The sequence below is a fragment of the Streptomyces luteoverticillatus genome (genome assembly GCF_003970715.1).
GTDB lineage: Bacteria > Actinomycetota > Actinomycetes > Streptomycetales > Streptomycetaceae > Streptomyces > Streptomyces abikoensis.
This window is the reverse complement of record NZ_CP034587.1, coordinates 409,856-426,423: the sequence shown is the minus strand read 5'-3', so window position 1 is coordinate 426,423 and position 16,568 is coordinate 409,856. Positions and strand designations below refer to the sequence as shown.

The 16,568-nt window shown below is 73.7% G+C and carries 19 protein-coding genes; 6 read left to right on the top strand and 13 right to left on the bottom strand.

Features of this window, described 5'->3' with window-relative positions; translation table 11 throughout:
* Position 1 precedes the first annotated feature (1 nt).
* Complete coding sequence (locus EKH77_RS01945; protein ID WP_240667178.1) at positions 2–1,447, bottom strand: sensor histidine kinase; 1,446 nt, start codon at positions 1,445–1,447, stop codon at positions 2–4.
* Between the two features lie 54 nt (positions 1,448–1,501).
* Between EKH77_RS01945 and EKH77_RS01940 the strand changes: the two genes are divergently transcribed.
* Positions 1,502–1,915 (top strand): RidA family protein, encoded by a 414-nt coding sequence (locus EKH77_RS01940; protein ID WP_126912704.1) that lies wholly within the window; start codon positions 1,502–1,504, stop codon positions 1,913–1,915.
* On the opposite strand, the gene EKH77_RS01935 is transcribed toward EKH77_RS01940, so the two are convergent.
* The 3 genes from EKH77_RS01935 to EKH77_RS01925 form a co-directional block, all read right to left on the bottom strand.
* On the bottom strand, positions 1,900–2,685 hold the full coding sequence (locus EKH77_RS01935; RefSeq protein WP_126912703.1) for an ATP nucleotide 3'-pyrophosphokinase: 786 nt from the start codon (positions 2,683–2,685) through the stop codon (positions 1,900–1,902). The two genes, EKH77_RS01940 and EKH77_RS01935, sit on opposite strands and share 16 nt — an antisense overlap.
* A gap of 158 nt (positions 2,686–2,843) precedes the next feature.
* Positions 2,844–3,644, bottom strand: a complete 801-nt coding sequence (locus EKH77_RS01930; protein WP_126912702.1) for a maleylpyruvate isomerase family mycothiol-dependent enzyme — start codon at positions 3,642–3,644, stop codon at positions 2,844–2,846.
* Positions 3,645–3,822: 178 nt separating this feature from the next.
* Positions 3,823–4,119 carry a hypothetical protein gene (locus EKH77_RS01925; RefSeq protein WP_126912701.1) on the bottom strand — a complete coding sequence of 99 codons (297 nt, stop codon included), beginning with the start codon at positions 4,117–4,119 and terminating at the stop codon, positions 3,823–3,825.
* 256 nt (positions 4,120–4,375) lie between these two features.
* Between EKH77_RS01925 and EKH77_RS01920 the strand changes: the two genes are divergently transcribed.
* Positions 4,376–5,113, top strand: coding sequence for a pentapeptide repeat-containing protein (locus tag EKH77_RS01920; RefSeq protein ID WP_126912700.1), 738 nt, complete (start codon positions 4,376–4,378; stop codon positions 5,111–5,113).
* 34 nt (positions 5,114–5,147) lie between these two features.
* Here EKH77_RS01920 and EKH77_RS01915 read toward each other — a convergent pair whose 3' ends face one another.
* The 4 genes from EKH77_RS01915 to EKH77_RS01900 form a co-directional block, all read right to left on the bottom strand.
* Entirely contained in the window at positions 5,148–5,792 is a 645-nt protein-coding gene (locus EKH77_RS01915; RefSeq protein ID WP_126912699.1) for a transglycosylase SLT domain-containing protein, read from the bottom strand.
* A 64-nt stretch (positions 5,793–5,856) separates the two neighbouring features.
* A complete protein-coding gene (locus tag EKH77_RS01910) occupies positions 5,857–6,432 on the bottom strand; it encodes a TerD family protein (RefSeq protein WP_126912698.1) in 576 nt (191 codons plus the stop codon).
* A gap of 97 nt (positions 6,433–6,529) precedes the next feature.
* Positions 6,530–8,398 carry a CASTOR/POLLUX-related putative ion channel gene (locus EKH77_RS01905; protein WP_240667177.1) on the bottom strand — a complete coding sequence of 623 codons (1,869 nt, stop codon included), beginning with the start codon at positions 8,396–8,398 and terminating at the stop codon, positions 6,530–6,532.
* Positions 8,399–8,478: 80 nt separating this feature from the next.
* Entirely contained in the window at positions 8,479–9,075 is a 597-nt protein-coding gene (locus EKH77_RS01900) for a helix-turn-helix domain-containing protein (RefSeq protein WP_126912697.1), read from the bottom strand.
* Positions 9,076–9,162: 87 nt separating this feature from the next.
* Here EKH77_RS01900 and EKH77_RS01895 point away from each other — a divergent pair, with 87 nt between their 5' ends.
* The 3 genes from EKH77_RS01895 to EKH77_RS01885 all read left to right on the top strand — a co-directional run bounded on the left by EKH77_RS01895 (position 9,163) and on the right by EKH77_RS01885 (position 11,276).
* Entirely contained in the window at positions 9,163–9,819 is a 657-nt protein-coding gene (locus EKH77_RS01895) for a class I SAM-dependent methyltransferase (RefSeq protein WP_206279793.1), read from the top strand.
* A 58-nt stretch (positions 9,820–9,877) separates the two neighbouring features.
* Positions 9,878–10,858, top strand: a complete 981-nt coding sequence (locus EKH77_RS01890) for an NAD-dependent epimerase/dehydratase family protein (protein ID WP_240667176.1) — start codon at positions 9,878–9,880, stop codon at positions 10,856–10,858.
* Positions 10,859–10,997: 139 nt separating this feature from the next.
* The gene (locus EKH77_RS01885; protein WP_206279985.1) at positions 10,998–11,276 is read left to right on the top strand and encodes a DUF1540 domain-containing protein; all 279 of its coding nucleotides are present in this window, start codon (positions 10,998–11,000) and stop codon (positions 11,274–11,276) included.
* Positions 11,277–11,311: 35 nt separating this feature from the next.
* Here the strand turns inward: EKH77_RS01885 and EKH77_RS01880 are convergent, their stop codons facing one another.
* On the bottom strand, positions 11,312–11,827 hold the full coding sequence (locus tag EKH77_RS01880) for a hypothetical protein (RefSeq protein WP_126912695.1): 516 nt from the start codon (positions 11,825–11,827) through the stop codon (positions 11,312–11,314).
* A 202-nt stretch (positions 11,828–12,029) separates the two neighbouring features.
* On the opposite strand from EKH77_RS01880, the gene EKH77_RS01875 reads away from it, so the two are divergent.
* Entirely contained in the window at positions 12,030–12,935 is a 906-nt protein-coding gene (locus tag EKH77_RS01875; protein WP_126912694.1) for a DUF2127 domain-containing protein, read from the top strand.
* Between the two features lies 1 nt (position 12,936).
* Here EKH77_RS01875 and EKH77_RS01870 read toward each other — a convergent pair whose 3' ends face one another.
* Genes EKH77_RS01870 through EKH77_RS01855 form a run of 4 tightly spaced genes read right to left on the bottom strand, consistent with a single transcriptional unit; the run spans position 12,937 to position 16,563 of the window.
* Positions 12,937–13,815: an ABC transporter permease gene (locus tag EKH77_RS01870; RefSeq protein WP_126912693.1), complete on the bottom strand. Its 879-nt coding sequence runs from the start codon at positions 13,813–13,815 to the stop codon at positions 12,937–12,939.
* The gene (locus EKH77_RS01865) at positions 13,775–14,683 is read right to left on the bottom strand and encodes an ABC transporter ATP-binding protein (protein WP_126912692.1); all 909 of its coding nucleotides are present in this window, start codon (positions 14,681–14,683) and stop codon (positions 13,775–13,777) included. The genes EKH77_RS01870 and EKH77_RS01865 overlap by 41 nt, the downstream gene beginning before the upstream one ends.
* Before the next feature lie 16 nt (positions 14,684–14,699).
* Positions 14,700–15,152, bottom strand: coding sequence for a MarR family winged helix-turn-helix transcriptional regulator (locus tag EKH77_RS01860; protein WP_126912691.1), 453 nt, complete (start codon positions 15,150–15,152; stop codon positions 14,700–14,702).
* 37 nt (positions 15,153–15,189) lie between these two features.
* Positions 15,190–16,563 carry an aspartate kinase gene (locus tag EKH77_RS01855; RefSeq protein WP_126912690.1) on the bottom strand — a complete coding sequence of 458 codons (1,374 nt, stop codon included), beginning with the start codon at positions 16,561–16,563 and terminating at the stop codon, positions 15,190–15,192.
* Positions 16,564–16,568 lie beyond the last annotated feature (5 nt).

The window sequence follows — 16,568 nt, the reverse complement described above, 5'->3', positions numbered from 1 at the left end:
GTCACCCGCCGAAGACGGTACGGCCGATCAGCCGACCGCCCTGGAAACAGAGCTGGTACGCGTCCCCGGAACTCGAGACGAACCGGGCGGCCGTCACCGCGTAGTACTCGCACTCGATCCCCGGCCCCTTCGGTTCGTACGCCCGTGGCCGGTACGGCAACTGACGGTCGGGCAGCACACGCGCCACCTCCGCGCGATTCTGCCCGACGCGCAACGCGGCGTAGTCGTCGGGGTCGAGGACGGTGTGGGACAGCGTCAGCGAGCCCCACGCCGTCAGGGCGCCCGTGAGCACCGCCGTGGCCAGCAGTGGCACCGCGACCGCGGCGGCCAGGGCCCGGCCGGCCCGCCGCCGGGCCCGCCGGTGCTCCGGCGGCAGCGTGCCGCCCGGCGCGGAAGGCGGGGAGGACGGGGGCCGGGCGGCCGCGGACGGCGTGCGCGGCAGCCGGGCCGTCACCGCGAAACCGTTCCCGCGCGGACCGCAGTCGAACGAGCCGCCCGCCAGCCGCACCCGCTCGTCCAGACCGATCAGCCCCAGGCCGCCGCCGGGCAGGGGTGGGGCCACGGGCGCGGGCGGGGCGGTGTTCTCCACCGAGACCACGACCTCCCCGGCCGTCCGGGAGAGCCGCACGGTGACCGCCGCGCCCGGGGCGTGCTTGGCGACGTTCGTCAGCGCCTCCTGGACGACCCGGTGCGCGGCCCGCTCCACGGCGGGCGGCATCTCGTACTCCTCGCCCTCCGTGCGCAGCACGGCCGGCAGCCCCGAGGCCGCCGCGTCCTCCACCAGCCGCGCGACGGCGAAGTCCGCGGGCTCCGTGGGCGCGCCGTCCGCGTCCTCGCGCAGGATGCCGATCACCTGCCCCAGCCGCTCGACCGCGCCCGCCGCCCGGGCCCGGACGTCCTCGGCCGCCGCCCGGTGCTCGTCCGCCAGGCCCGGGGCGAGCTTGAGCGCGCCCGCCGACAGCGCGACCAGGCTGAGGTCGTGCCCGAGGGCGTCGTGCATGTCCTGGGCGATCCGCGCCCGTTCGCGCAGCCGTGCCTGCTCCGCCACCAGCCGCTGCTCGCGCTCGAGCCGCCCTGCGCGGTCCCAGCCCAGCCGGGTCAGCTCCTGGTACTGCCGCCACACCCGGCCCGCGAACCACGGCAGCAGCGCGGCCCCGACCACGACGACCACGAACCGGCTGCCGAGCACCAGCAGCCCCGGCACGGCCACCACGGCGATCGACGCCGCCGTCACCAGCACGGTCAGCGCCACCACCAGCGGCCGGGTCCGCCCCGACAGACGCCCCGCCAGAAACGCGGCGGCCATGGCCGGCAGGGCCCACCACAGGCTCGTCGTCCCCAGCCCGGCCGCCGCCACGGCCACCGGCGCCAGCACGGCCCCCGGGTCCCGGCGGGGCCCCGGCGTGCCGGGAGCCGTCATCGCTTCGGTCGTTCTCGTTCCGTCCACCCGACCACGGTAAGCAGGTGGCGGAAACGATCTTCCACGGGTCAGGATGCCGCCATGACCGACACCCGACTCACCCACATCCCCGCGCCGGAAGGCGTCCTCCCCGGCAACGGCTACACCCATGTCGTCATGGGCACCGGCCGCTTCGTCGCGCTCTCCGGGCAAGTGGCCCTCGACGAGCGGGGCGAGGTGGTCGGCGAGGGCGATCCCGCCGCCCAGGCACGGCAGGTCTTCGAGAACCTGCGGCGCTGCCTGGCGGCGGCGGGCGCCACGTTCGACGACGTCGTCAAGCTCACCTACTACGTCACCGACATCGCCCACCTCCCCGCCGTCCGCGCGGCACGCGACGCGCACATCGACACCACGCGCCCGCCCGCCAGCACGGCCGTGCAGGTGGCCGCGCTGTTCCGGCCCGAGCTGCTGCTGGAGGTGGAGGCGTTCGCCCTCGTAGGTCAGGGGGCGGAGTGAGCGGGGTGGCGGCGTGACGCGGGCGCCTTCAGCTCCGGCGCCCCGGCGGGCACGGGCACGGCGGCGAAGATCGCGTCCTGCTGCTCCTGGAGCTCCTTCTTGCGCTCGGGCGTGGTCGTGGGCAGCCGCTCCTCCTCGTAGAGCTTGTGGGTCTCCTCCTGCGCCCGCTTGCTCGCCGGGGTGTGGAACTGCACCTCGAAGACGTGCCCCGAGCGCGGCTCCTTCCACGCGGAATTGACGCCCTTGTAGCCCTTCGCGCGGCTCCAGGTGTTGGACCACTTGACGTTGTCGTCGCCCCAGCCCGCCAGGACCGACGAGGCGAGGGCGACGCCCGACGTGTACCGGCCGTCGGGCCACTGGAGGGTGTAGCGGACGGAGTCGTTGATGCCCGCCAGCGCCTGGTCCACGGTCCGGCCGGGGGTCTCCTTCAGGGCGGTGGCGACCTTGCGCTTGAGCGAGTCGGCGGACTTCAGCCGGTGGTCGAAGCCGATCACCTGGGCGTGGCTGATCACGGCCGCCGCCCTGACCTGGGGGCTGATGTTCCGCTCCGCGCGGCGGGCGCGGAGAACGAAGGTGTCGACCTTCTTGTTGTCGGCGGCGTTGAGCTCCAGCCCGTCGCCGTGCCACCCGCCGTCGCCGGGGTCGCCCTTCAAGGTCTTGACGGCCACGCCGGCCGGAGCCGCCGAGGCCATGTGGAGGGGGACGAGGCTGAGCGCCGTGGCCAGCGCGGCGGAGGAGACGGCCCGGACGGCGGTGCGGTGGAGGGTCATGGAGGCGTCGCGTCCCTTTCGTGGTGTGTACGCGTGACGGTGTGGCACGCAGACACAACCGCAGGACGTGTTCACCGGTGACACCGGCTCCCCGCGTGTCCCGCCTTTCGGCGTGATCCGATCGCTCCCGTGGCGGGATTCCTACGTCGGCGGCACGCTCACTCGTGGAGCCAGAAGCCGGTCCGCTCCCGCCACAGCTCCAGCAGCGCCGCGTCCCCGGTGACCTCCGGGCCACCGCCCGCCGTGGGGCGCCCGTAGACGAACAGCAGGAGGTCGGCCGGCGTGGCGCTCGCGACGACGGCGGCCTCCTCGTGGTCACGGCTCCAGACCGGGACGTCGCGGGTCAGGTCGACCCGCCAGTGCGCCCCCGCCCCGGTCGCGGTGCCCGTCGCGCGGAAGGCGAGCGTGCGGCCGGGGCCCAGCAGGGCGGGCCTCCCGGGGCCCGGGGCGAACGCCTCCGGCACCGAGCCGAAGGACATCCACTCGTCGAGCGCGTCGACGGCGACGTCCCCGTCGACGGCGAACTCCACGCCGGCGGCCAGTGCCGCGTCCGCCCGGTGGACGACCGTCTCGTGCGTCATCCTGCGGGCCCAGAACGCCGGGGAGGACTGCCCGGGCACCGGGGTCCACACCGCCGCCCCCGGCCCGGCGTCCCGCAGCGTGGCCACCAGCAGCTCCGCGCCCTCGGCCAGCCACGGGCCGACCACGTCCACGTTCTCGTCGGTGTACCCGGCGATGTCGTCGAGCCGCGCGTGGGACACGGCCTCCGGCGACCGCGTCCGCACGATCGTCTCCGCCCAGCGGTGCGCCCAGCCCACGTGACGCAGCAACTGTCCGAGGTTCCAGCCGGGGCAGGACGGCACGGGGACGCTCAGGGCCGCGCCCTTGACGTGCGACCGCAACAGGCCGGTCTGCGTGAGGATTTCGGCGCGGAGGCGGTCGAAGCTCAGCGGTGTCATGACGCCACGGTACGACCGGTGGTCGTAGGGCGCCTCCGCCGTACGGCGGAGGGGCACCCGACTCCGGAGGGATGTTCCGGGGCGTGGGGGACGGCAGGGTGGAGGGCGACGCCAGGGGCGGGCGGGCCCGCGCCGCACCGCAGGGGAGTGCGGCGCGGGCCCGCCGGTGGTGATCCGGTCAGCGGAGGACGACGTTGTAGGCGGGGGTGACGTCGGGCTGGAGGTCGCCGTACCCGAGGTCGGCGAGGATGGGGCCGAGGTGCTTGGCGAAGGCCTCCAGCGCCTCGGCGGACTCCCAGACGTCGACGACCCGCCAGCCGCCGCCCACCGGGCCCGCTATGTGCGCGAGGAGGCCGGGCACGGGCAGGTCGGCCGGCGAGGTGAAGCCGCGGCCGTTGGTGATCCGGGTGATGCAGTCGTCGTAGAGCTGCTTGCCCTCGGTGCCCTCGACCTGGAATGTGACGACGATGGCCATGGTGGCGTGCTCCTGTCCCTGAGAACCGGGTGTGGTGTGGCGGCGCGGCCCGCCGGGCCGCACGGACCCACGATCGCCCGGGACGCCGCCCGGGACACCCGCGTGGGTGACGGCTCGTCGGAGCGTCGGGAGCTGACCCGGCCGGACCGGGCGCGGGCGGCGGTGCGGTGTGCTCAAGTCCCGTGGCCCGGGCGGCACCGAGGGACGCGATGGGCGGCCGGCGGAACCCCTCCCGCCGGTTGCCTATGCTGGCGGCATGAACGCCGCTCCCCGTACCCCGCAGGACGCCCTCGACGCGCTGGCCGCGCGGGACGAGCCCACCGGCCTCGACCTCACCGGCCTGGACCTGCGCGCGGCCCTCGCCCGGCGCACGGCCCCCGTGGTCCTGCGCCGCTGCGACCTGAGCGGGGCCGATCTGCGCGGCGCCGATCTCGACGAGGCCGTGTTCGACGACTGCGTCGCCGTCGGGGCCCGGCTCACGGAGGCCGTGCTGACACGGGCCCGCTTCCTGGGCGGCTCCTTCGCCTCGGCGGACTTCGAGGACGCCGACCTCGGTGACGCCGTCTTCGAGCGGACCGACCTCGCCAACTCCTGCTTCACCCGGGCCCTGCTGGACGACGCCGCGTTCACGGGCTGCCGGATGACCGGCGCGGACCTGTCCGCGCTGCGCGGCCTGGCCGTCACCCTGACCCTGCGGAACTGCGCGATGCAGCTCGTCGACCTGCGCGACACGGCCCTGCGCGGCATCCACTTCACCGGCTGCGACCTGACCGAGGCGCACCTCCACCGCACCGACCTGCGGGACGCGGTCTTCGAGGACTGCCGGCTGCGCGAGGCCGATCTGAGGGATGCCCGGCTGGACGGCGCCGATCTGCGCGGTGCCGACCTCGGCGAGATCGGCGAGACCGTGGTGTCCCGGCTGCGCGGCACGGTGATCTCACCGGATCAGGCCGCCGCCGTGTGCGCCGCGCTCGGTCTGCGGGTGGTCGGCTGAGGACCCCGGCCGGTGAGGGCCCCCGCCGGAGGCCCTATCGCTTGACGGCCTGTCCGGCCTTCGCCCAGTTGGCGCGGAGCCGGTCCAGATACGACTGGGCCTGAGGGCCGGGCTTCGCGCCCCGGGCGAACGCGCCCATGTTGCCCGCGCCGGCGTTGTAACCCAGGGCCAGCAGCTCGTTCCTGGTGTAGGGGCCGGACGGCTGCCCCGGCAGCTGGGAGGCCAGGTCGTGGAGGAACCACGCCGCCGCCTCGACGGCCAGGCCGGGGTCGTCGGGCAGTTCGTCCCACGACCGGTTCGCGAAGTCGCGGCCCTGTTTGGTGTCGTCGAAGGCCGCCTTGTGCATGTTCGCGATGCCGAACGCCGAATCGGGCTTCATCCGTTGCCAGGCCCGTTCCAGCGCCGGGTCGTGCGGCTTGTACGACTCGTTGTAGAGGATCGCCATCAGCAACTGGGCGTCGATCTTCGCCCGGCCCGCGTACTTCACGACCTGGGGCGCGAAGCGCGCGGGGTCCTGGTTCGCGGACGGTGACGACCCGCCCGGCGCGCCGGGGCTCGCCGAGGCGGGCGGCGGCGCGGCGCGGTCGCCCGTGCCGCCGCAGGCCGTGAGGGCCCCGGCCGCCGCCGCGGTCACCACGACCGCCGCGACGAGCCGCATCAGGGGTCGCCGAGCTGCCATGCGCCGTCCGCCTCCTCACCCGCCCCGCCCCGGGGATCACCCGCCCGGGGATTCCCGCCGTCCGTCAGACGTTGACGCCGAAGTCCGAGGCGATGCCCGCCAGCCCCGAGGCGTAACCCTGGCCGATGGCCCGGAACTTCCACTCGGCGCCGTGCCGGTAGAGCTCGCCGAAGACCATCGCCGTCTCGGTGGAGGCGTCCTCGGTGAGGTCGTAGCGGGCGAGCTCACGGCCGTCGGCCTGGTTCACCACGCGGATGAACGCGTTGCGCACCTGCCCGAAGCTCTGGCCGCGCTGGTCGGCGTCGTAGATGGACACCGGGAAGACGATCCGGGCGACCCCGGGCGGTACCTGGCCCAGCGAGACCTGGATCTGCTCGTCGTCCCCGTCGCCGCCGCCGGTGAGGTTGTCCCCGGAGTGCACGACCGAGCCTTCGGGGCTGCGGAGGTTGTTGAAGAACACGAAGTGCTGGTCGGAGAGGACCTTCCCGGCCGTGTCGCACAGCAGGGCGGAGGCGTCGAGGTCGTAGTCGGCGCCCGTGGTGGTGCGCACGTCCCAGCCCAGCCCGACCATGACGGCCGTCAGGCCCGGGGCCTCCTTGCTCAGTGAGACGTTGCCGCCCTTGGCCAGGGTCACGGCCATGTTCTTCCTCCGGAGTTCGCTGGATCGCGTGCTTGTCATTTCGCATAACGCCAGGCCAGAACCCATGGTTCCCAGCTTGCGCAAGCAATGAAGTATTTCATCCCTCTTCTGCGAGTACGACGATCTGGTCCCCTTCGCGCAGGGTCAAGGGCTCGGTCCTGGACGGGTTGAGGTGCACCCCGTACGAGGGCGCGGTGTCGCGGTCCCGGCCGAGGCGGTAGCCGATCGCGACCTCGCCCCGTCTGCGGGCGGCCTCGACGGCGGTCGCGAAGGTGGCCTCGACGCCGGGCACCAGATAGTGGTCCGCCGGCTTGAGGTAGATCTCCGAGCCGGCCGGGTCGAGCAGGATGCGCAGCACCCGGTAGAGGCGCTGGTTCTGGGCCAGTTGCGTCAGCAGCAGACAGATCAGCTTGTTGCTGACGATGAAGTCGTCGGCCTTGGTGACCTGGGCGACCTCGCGGTTGCTGTCGTTGTTCATCTCCGAGACGATCGAGTACGGGTCGCCGAGGCCGACTTCTATGTCGCGGAGGTGGAGCAGCGTCACCAGCGTGTGGTTGTCGGCCGCTTCGGGGTCCACGGTCTCGTCCGAGAGGAGGAGGATGTGCTGGTAGTCGCCCGGGGAGAGGGCCTCCAGCGACCGTCTGTTCGTCGGCTCGCAGTGCTTGTGGCCGAGCGTGAGGCGCTCCGGTGTCAGGTCGTCGAAGCCGTCCGGGCGGTCGGGGGAGGCCACGTCGAGGGCCGAGCCGGGCCGGGTGAACCGGTCCAGCAATTCGATGATCTTGGGCGCCCGGGAGTTCCAGCCGATCAGCAGCGTACGGTCGGGGGCCGGCGGCCGCCCGGCGGCTCTGGCGATCGCCTCCTCCACGATCGGCGGCGGCTCGTCCGCGAGCCGGATGAACTCGTCGTCCCAGGCGACGAGGATGACGCCGTCCTCCGCGCCGATGAGAGTGTCCATGGGCGGGTTCAGCAGAATCCGGCCGTCCGCCCGGGCCACGCCGATGGGTACGCCGAGGGCGTAGCGATGGAGGGCGTCCCCGAAGGCCACCCCGGCGAGGGCCGGTTCCGGGACGATGTAGATCTCGTTGCCGTAGAAGCTCAGTAATTCGTTGCAGACCGTGGACAGGCCGGACTGCCGGTGCGACTGCACGGTCAGCCGTACGGCGAGGTCGTCCGCGTCGACCACCAGTCCGCTCGGCCCCGCCGCGAGCCGGGCGGCGGCGAGGTTGCCCGCGTCCTGCACGGCCGCGATCAGCGGCGGCCGGCTCCTGGACCACCGCCTGTTGTTGAGGATCAGCAGCATCTTGATCACTCTGGTGTCGCTGTCCGGGGAGAACGACGGGAGCACGATGACGGCCTGCGCCGTGTCCGGGCTCACCAGCTCCAGGTCCGCCTGCTTCAGCGGATTGCCCGACCGGCAGATCACCTGCGTACGGCGGGTCTCGGGGACGCGCAGCCGGATCTGCTCCTCCATGGCCACCTTGTCGCGGTCCGCCAGGATGGCCACGCAGGAGCGCCGCTCGCTCTGATTGGCCTCGACCAGCTCCGCGACCACCGTGAAGACCTGCTCCGACCAGCCCAGGACGACGGTGTGGCCGCTCTCGATGATCTGCGAGTGACCCTTGCGCAACTGCTGGATCCGGTTGTTCAGCCCCGTGGTGAGCACACCGATGAGGGTGCTGACGATGAAGATGCCCCCGACGGTCGCCATCAGCATCAGCGCCAGGAACATCCAGCCGCCGTGGTCCCCGCCCATGGTGCCGGGGTCCAGGGTGCGCAGCATGCTCATCCACGCCACGCCCGCCCAGCCGCCGTTGGCCTCGGTGTCCTCATTGGTGAGGGTCACCACCAGTACGGTCGTGACGCCGACCAGCACCACCGATGCCAGCGCCAGCCAGCCGATGAGGGCCGGCGTGCCACGGTCCATGGTGCTGTCGAACCAGTACCGCAGCCGGTCCCGCCACTTCACCCGCACCACTCCCGCCGTCCGCCGCCGACGGGGGTGGTTCTACCCCCGTCGGGGCGCCGGTAGCCCGGTCCGCGCGCCCCTCACGCGCCGCCACCGGGACGGGCCCGTACGTGCATGCGCTCGCCCTGCGGGCCGAAGAGGCTGAGGAACTCCACCGGCTCCTCACCGGCGTTGGCGAAGCCGTGCGGGACGCGCGTGTCGAACTCGGCGGCCTCGCCGGCGGTGAGGACGAGATCGTGCTCGCCGAGCGCCAGCCACAGCCGTCCCGACAGCACGTACAGCCACTCGTAGCCCTCGTGGGTCTTCTGCTCGGGCCGGACGTCCTTCGTCCCCTTGGCCGGGACGATGTGCTTGAAGGCGCGCAGACCGCCGCCGAGGTCGCGGGTCAGCGGGATGAAGGTCTTCCCGTTCCGGTTGAACGGGCGGGGGTGGACGCGCGGGTCGCCGGTGGGCGGCGCGCCGACCAGCTCGTCCAGCTGGACGCCGTAGGCCTTGGCCAGCGGCAGCAGCAGTTCGAGGGTCGGCTTGCGCTGCCCGGCCTCCAGCCGGGAGAGGGTGCTGAGCGAGATCCCGGTGGTCTCGCTCAGCCGCGCCAGGGTGACCCCGCGCTCGTGGCGCAGCGCCCGCAGGCGGGGGCCGACAGCGCTGAGCACCTGGGGAATGTCGTCGTCGGTCATCCCCCTATTTGCCGATCCGGCAAGAATTTTTGTCAAGCGGGTGGGGTCCGGGCGAGGCTCACGGTGAACCGAGAGGGAGGGCTCCCCATGAGCATCAGCGAGCACCGGCACCACCAGGCCGAGGACGTCGACCCCGCCGAGTACTGGGAGCGGCGCTACCAGGAGCGCCAACGCGTGTGGAGCGGCCGGGCGAACCCCGTCCTCGTCGACGTCGTCGAGCCGCTGCCGTCGGGCACGGCCCTCGACCTGGGCTGCGGCGAGGGCGCCGACGCGGTCTGGCTGGCCCGTCGCGGCTGGCGGGTGACCGCCGCCGACGTGGCCGCCACCGCCCTGGAGCGGGCCTCGGGCCACGCCGCCGAGGCGGGCGTCGCGGACCGGATCGACTTCCAGCGGCACGACCTGGCCCGCACCCTCCCCGACGGCCCCTTCGACCTGGTGTCCGCCCAGTTCTTCCAGTCCAACGTGGAACTGCCCCGCGAACGGATCCTGCGCGCGGTCGCGGAGCAGGTCGCGCCCGGCGGCCTCCTGCTCGTCGTCACCCACGCCACCGTCCCCCCGTGGTCCTGGCACCCCCACGAGGACGCCGTCCCCACCCCGGAGGAGGAGCTCGCCGCGCTGGGCCTCGCACTCGACGAGTGGCACACCGAGCGTCTGGACGCCCCCGCCCGCCAGGTCACCGGCCCCGACGGGCGAACGGCCACCGTCACCGACAACGTCATCGCCCTCCGGCGCCGCGCGCGGTGAACACCCGGGCCCGCCGGGCGGGTTCCGTCCGGGACCCCGCCGGGTAGGGTCGACGGCCATGGACAACGCCATCGACAACGCCATGGACATGAGCGTCCTCGTGCTCGGCGGCACATCGTTCGTGGGCCGCGCGATCGTGGAGGACGCCCTGCGCGCCGGCGCCCGGGTGACCCTGTTCGGCCGGGGCAGGACGGGCACCGACCTTTTCCCCGGGCTGACCCGGCTCATCGGCGACCGCGACACCGGCGACTACGCCGCGCTGCGCGACGGCCGTTGGGACGCGGTCGTGGACGTCAGCGGCTTCGTCCCCCGCCACGTCGGCCAGGCCATGGACGCGCTGGGCGACCGCGTCGGCCGGTACCTGTTCATCTCCAGCCACGCCGTCTACGACAACACGGGCCTGCGGCCCGGCTCCGACGAGGACACCCCGCGCCGCCCGCCTGTGCGCGACACCGAGGTGCTCGACAACACCACGTACGGGCCGTGCAAGGTCGCCTGCGAAGATGACGTCCTGGCCCGGTACGGCACCCGGGCCACGATCGTCCGGCCGGGCAAGGTCGCGGGCCCCCACGACCCGTCGGACACCTTCACCCACTGGGTGCGGCGGGCCGCCCTCGGCGGCCGCGTCGCCCTGCCCACCGACCCCACCCAGCCGGTCCAGATCGTCGACTCGCGCGACCTGGCCCGCCTCGTCGGCCGGCTGCTCGCCGACGACCGCCCCGGCGCGTTCCACGCCGTGGGCCCCGCCGAACCCACCACGCTCGGCGGGCTCATCCGCACCTGCGCCCGTGTGGCCGGGACGCGGGTGGAGATCGTCCCGGTGACGGTGGCCCCCGAAGAGCTGCCGCCGCTCTTCCCCCTCCTGCGCCCGGACTGGCCGTCCCAGCAGCGCAGCCCGGCCCGCGCCCGCGCGGCGGGCCTGCCCGCGACCCCGCTGGAGGTGACGGCGGCCGACGTCCTCGCCTGGGACCGCGCCCGCGGTCTGCCCCCGCTCCGGCGCGGATTCAGCCCCGAACAGGAGAGGGAACTGCTGGCGTGACAGGACCGCCGGCAGGACCGCCGCCAGAACCGCCCGGCCCCGGCTTCCGGGTGAACGGACGGGACGGGCGGTGTCAGGCCCTCATGCCCGAGGAAGGCATCAGGCGCGAACCCCCAGGAACGAGGAGAGCGCTGTGGAGATGCCCCAGGTGGCCGTGTGCGAGGTCGCCGAGTGCGCGTACAACGAGGACAGCGCCTGCCATGCCCTGGCCATCACCGTGGGCGACGCGACCCGCGCGCGCTGCGACACGTTCTTCGTGCACCCGGTCAAGGGCGGCGACACCTCCGCCGTCGGGCGGGTGGGCGCCTGCCACATGGCCGGGTGCCTCCACAACGTCGGGCTCGAGTGCCAGGCGCCCGGCATCACGGTGGCCGCCCTCCAGGACGCGGCGGACTGCCTGACGTACACGGCCCGGTGACGGTCGGCCGCCCGCGAGTTCGGCCGCCCGCGAGGTCAGCCGCCCGCGAGTTCGGCCGCCTCGTGGGCGTCGAGGAGCGGGCCGGTGAACTGCCGCAGCGTCCCCAGCCCCCGGTCGCGGACCAGCACGTGCAGGGCCAGACAGGGCGCCACCGCCTCCATGAAGGCGGCGGGGGTGTTGGAGCGGACGACCGGGACCCGGTTGTACCGGTGGGTGTCCTCCGCACCGCGGTCCTCGTAGCCCCACCGGGCGGGCACGGCGCGCAGCAGCGTCTCGCCGATGTAGCGCACGGCACCGGTCGTGAAGTCGGCGTTGGACGCGGCGTCGATGGCGGCCCGGTCCGGGAAGCGCGACAGCAGCAGCGGCTCCAGCGCGTCCAGCGAATCCAGGCCGAAGTCGAAGGGGAATCCGGCCGGGAGATGGGCCCGGCGCCACTCCGCCAGCGCGGTGTCCATGGTGGCCAGCCACTGGTCGAGGAACGCGCACGCGGGCCCGGTCATGGTCGCGCGGTCCTCGGCCATGTACGCCTCGGTCCGGCCGGGATCGTTCAAGGTCTCTCCGCCTCCGTCGTCGCCGGGACCGTCCGCCCGGGAAATCCGCCGCCGCTACGGTACAGGGACGTCTTCGGCGTTCTGACAGCACAAACGCTCATGTCGGTTCACTCGAACGGTAGATAGCGGTGACCGACCGGCTCGCCCACGGTTTGCCCACCCATGGGCGTAGCCCCGCCGGACCCGGGCATACTCCACGACCGTGACGGAAAAGCCCGCCCTCGTACCCGCTCCCGGCGCGCACCCCCACCCCGGGCCGCGACGACGCCGCCGCGCCCCCGTCTACGAGCTGATCGACTGCGCCCTCCACGGGCACCGCCTCGTGGGCACCGACGCCGCCGCCGTGCGCGAGGCGGACGCGCTCGTCGTGCGCGAGACGTCCGACGGGGCGCGCTGGCACCGCTGCCTCCGCTGTGACGCGTGGCTGCCGCTGCCCGTGCCCGCCTCGCCGGAGCGGGAGTTCCCGCCCGCCCGGGCGGAGCTCGCGCTCCCGCTGCGGGGCAGGCCCCTGCGGGACCGGTACGTCCTGCGGCTGATCGCCGTCGACCGGATGCTGCACTTCGTCGTACTGGCCGTGCTCGCCGCCGCCGTCTTCGTGTTCGCCCATGAGCGGACCCGGCTCCAGAAGCCGTTCTACCGGATCGTCGACGCCATCCAGAACGGCGTCGGAGGGCCGAGCGGGATGTCGAACCACGGGCTGCTCAAGGACCTCGACAGGGCCTTCGCCGCGCACGCTTCCACGCTCTGGCTCGTCGGCCTGGTCCTGGCGGCGTACGCGGTGCTCGAAGGGGTCGAGGCCGTGGGGCTCTGGTACGCGAAGCGGTGGGCGGAGTACCTCACCTTCGTGGCGACGTCGGTGCTGCTGGTGCCGGAGGTGTACGAGCTCACCGGGCGGATCAGCGCCACCAAGGTCCTGACGCTGGTCATCAACCTGGCCGTCGTGCTGTATCTGCTCTTCGCCAAGCGGCTGTTCGGCATCCGGGGCGGTGGGAGGGCCGAGGCCGCCGAGCGCGCCCACGACACCGGATGGGGCGCGCTGGAACGCGTCTTCACCGGGCACGCCCACCCGCCCGCCGCACCCGGCACGCCCGGCGGCGCCCACCCGTAGCTCAGCGGGCCAGCCGGCCCAGCAGGGAGGCCGCCGCGGCGATGCCCAGGAGCGCGGCGAGGGCGAGGACGGCGAAGTCGGTGAGGAGGTGGGCGGGGGTGCCGATGAGCAGCCCGCGCAGGGCGTCCACCTGGTAGCTGAGCGGGTTCACCGCGCTGAACGCCCGCAGCCAGCCCGGCATCACGTCCACCGGATAGAGGGCGTTGGAGCCGAAGAACAGCGGCATGGTGATGGCCTGGCCGATGCCCATGAGACGGTCGCGGGTGAGCACGATCCCGGCGATCGTCATCGACAGGCAGGCGAAGAAGGCCGAGCCGAGGAGGACGACCACGAGAACACCCAGCAGCCGCAGCGGGTTCCAGGTGAGCGCGACGCCCAGCACCGCGGCGATGGCGATCACGACCACGGCCTGGATCACCGCCTTCACCCCGGACGCGAACGCCTTGCCCGTCACCAGCGCCGCCCTGGGGGTGGGGGTGACCAGGAGCTTGGTGAGGACGCCGGAGTCCCGCTCCCAGATGATCATGATGCCGTAGAAGATGGCGATGAACATCGCCGACTGGGCGATGATCCCGGGGGCGAGGTAGTCGATGTACGGGACGTTGCCCGTGGGGATGACGCGCATCCGGGTGAAGGTCTCACCGAAGATCAGCAGCCAGAGCGCCGGCTGGACGGCCCGGGTGTAGAGCTCGGTGCGGTCGTGCCGCAGCTTCTGCAGCTCGACCGCGCACATCGCGGCCACCCGGGCCGGGACGACCCGCAGCCCGCCGCGGGCGCGCGGCGGGGTCAGCAGCAGCGCGAACCGCTGGTCGGGGGCGGCGGGCCGGTCCGGCGCGGCGTCAGCCGACGCGGGACGCGGTGTGGCGGGTACGGCGGACATCGCTGAACTCCCCTCGCCGCTCGTCGGGTCCCGGGTCGCCCAGGCCGCTGCCCGCGAAGTGCCGGAAGACGTCCTCCAGGGAGGGCGGCCGCGGATCCGCGTCGCCGGACTCCCGGCGGTGGGCGATCAGTTCGGCCTTGAGCTCCTCGGGCGTGCCCAGGGCGCGGACGCGTCCCCGGTGCATCAGCGCCAGCCGGTCGCAGCGCTGGTCGGCCTCCTCCATGGAGTGGGTGGTCACCAGCACGGTCATGCCCGTGCCCGCGCGGATGTCGGAGATCCGCTCCCAGACGCTGTCGCGGGCGATCGGGTCCATGCCGATGGTCGGCTCGTCCAGGATCAGCAGGCGCGGGGCGCTCACCAGGGCCTGGGCGAGCTCGAGGCGGCGGACCATGCCGCCCGAGTACGTTCCGGCGGACCGCTGCGCGGCGTCGGTCAGGCCGACCGCGTCCAGCGCCTGCGCGACGCGCGCGGCGCGTTCGCGGCGGGGGACGTCGAAGACCCGGGCGAAGAGAGCCACGTTCTCGCGGCCGGTGAGGCCGGCGTCGGCGGACAACTGCTGGGGCACGTAGCCGAGCAGCCGCCGGACGGCCATCTTCTGCCGGGCCGCGTCGTGCCCGAAGACCTCGACGACGCCCGGCGGGACGGGCAGCAGCGTGGTGATCGCGCGGATCGTGGTCGTCTTGCCCGCGCCGTTGGGGCCCAGGAGGCCGAAGACCTCGCCCTGCTCGACCCGCAGGTCCAGGCCGTCGACGGCCTTGGTGGCGCCGAACGCGTAGTGCAGGTCGACACAGCTGATCGCCGCGCTGCCGGCGGTCCGTCCGGCGGCCTGTCCGGCGGTCTCGACGTGGTGGGGGAAGGAAGTGGTCATGGCACCTCCGTGGTGGTCAGACGGGCTCCGCCGCCCGCATCGACGCGGCCAGCCTGCGCAGCGCCGGCAGCGCCGCGGCAAGGGCCGCCCGGTCCTCGTCCGTGAGCTCCCGGACGTGGTCCCGGAAGAGCGCGGCGCGCCGCGCGTCCCAGTCCCGAAGCCGTTCCCCGCACGACGGCGTCGGGAAGAGCAGCACGGCGCGCCCGTCCCCGGGGTCGGCCTCCCGGCGCAGCAGGCCGGCCGACATCAATTGATTGACGAGCGTGCTGACGGTGTTGGCGGCGAGACACAGCTCGCGGGCGGCGGCCGAGACGCCGATGCCGGGGCGGGTCGTGACCAGTCGCATCAGTTCGACCTGGGCGCCACGAGGCCGTGGTACCGGAAGGCCGTGCCACAGCCTCCGGCGGGCCATCCGCTGGATACCGGACAGAACCCCGGCGAGCTCGTCGGGAAGACTCCCTGCGGCCATACCATCATTTTAGCTCTGTGTAAGAGCCAGTGGCCAGCTACCGGCAGACGCCCGCACGCGCCGGTTCGGGCCCCGCGCCCGCCGGCGCCGCCCGGCCGGACGGCACGACGCGCTTGGCCGGTTCGGCGTCCGCGCCGAGACCGAAGGACCGGTGCAGCGCGCGCAGCGCGTCCGGGAGCCGGTCGGCGGGACAGAGCACCGAGATCCGGGTCTCCGTCGCCGTGATGGACTCGAACCGCACGTCCGCCCGGGCCAGCGTCTCGCAGAACGCCGCGATCGCGCCCGTGCCCGTCCGGACACCGGAGCCGACGAGCGAGACCCTGCCGATGTCGTCGCGGCTGGTCACATCCGTGTGGCCGATCTCGGCGCGGTGTTCGCACAGCGCCGCGAGCACGGCGGGCACGTCGCTCTTCGGTAGGACGAACCTGATGTCACCGGCCTGTTCGCCGGCCCGTTCGCCGGGCTCTTCCCCGGGCTCGCGCGGCGCCGACTGGACGACCGTGTCGATCTCCGCACCGGCGTCCGCCACCACCCGGAACGCCGCCGACACCGCCCCCGGACGGGCCGGGACGGCGGCCACGGTGATCTCGGCCGCGGACAGGTCGTGCGCGACGCCCACGAACGGCGCGCGCTCCGGACAGGCGGCGTGTTCCGCGCACGCCCCGCGCTCCGGTTCGCCCGCGCACGCCGTCACCACCGTGCCGGGGCAGCCGCCCTCGGCGGCGCGGACGCGCACGGTCACCCGGTGCCGGCGCGCGTACTCCACGCTGCGCGGGGCCAGCACCTTGGCGCCGCTCGCGGCCAGCTCCAGCATCGTGTCGTAGTCCAGCCGGGACAGCGGCCTGGCCTGCGGCACCAGATGCGGGTCGGCGGTGTGGACGCCGTCCACGTCGGTGTAGATCTCGCAGACGTCCGCCTTGAGCGCGGCGGCCAGCGCGATGGCCGTGGTGTCGGAACCGCCGCGCCCCAGCGTCGTGTCCTCGCCGGTCTCCCGGCTGACGCCCTGGAACCCCGCGACCAGCACGACCAGCCCGCGGTCCAGCGCCTGCCGGACCCGGGTGGGCTCGACCCCGATGATCCGGGCCCGGCCGTGCACCGAGCTGGTGATCACACCCGCCTGCGGGCCCGAGAAGGAACAGGCCGGCACCCCCAGGGTCTGGACCGCCATGGCCATCAGCGCGTTGGAGATCCGCTCGCCGGCGCTCAGCAGCATGTCCAGCTCGCGGCGGGAGGGGACGGGGGCCATCTCCCGCGCCAGCCCGAGGAGCCGATCGGTGGTGTCGCCCATGGCGGAGACCACCACGACGACGTCGTGGCCCTCGTCGTGCGTGGCGACGATGCGTTCGGCGACGCGCCGGACCCGCTCGGTACTCCCCACCGAGGAGCCGCCGTATTTCTGGACGATGAGCATCGTTC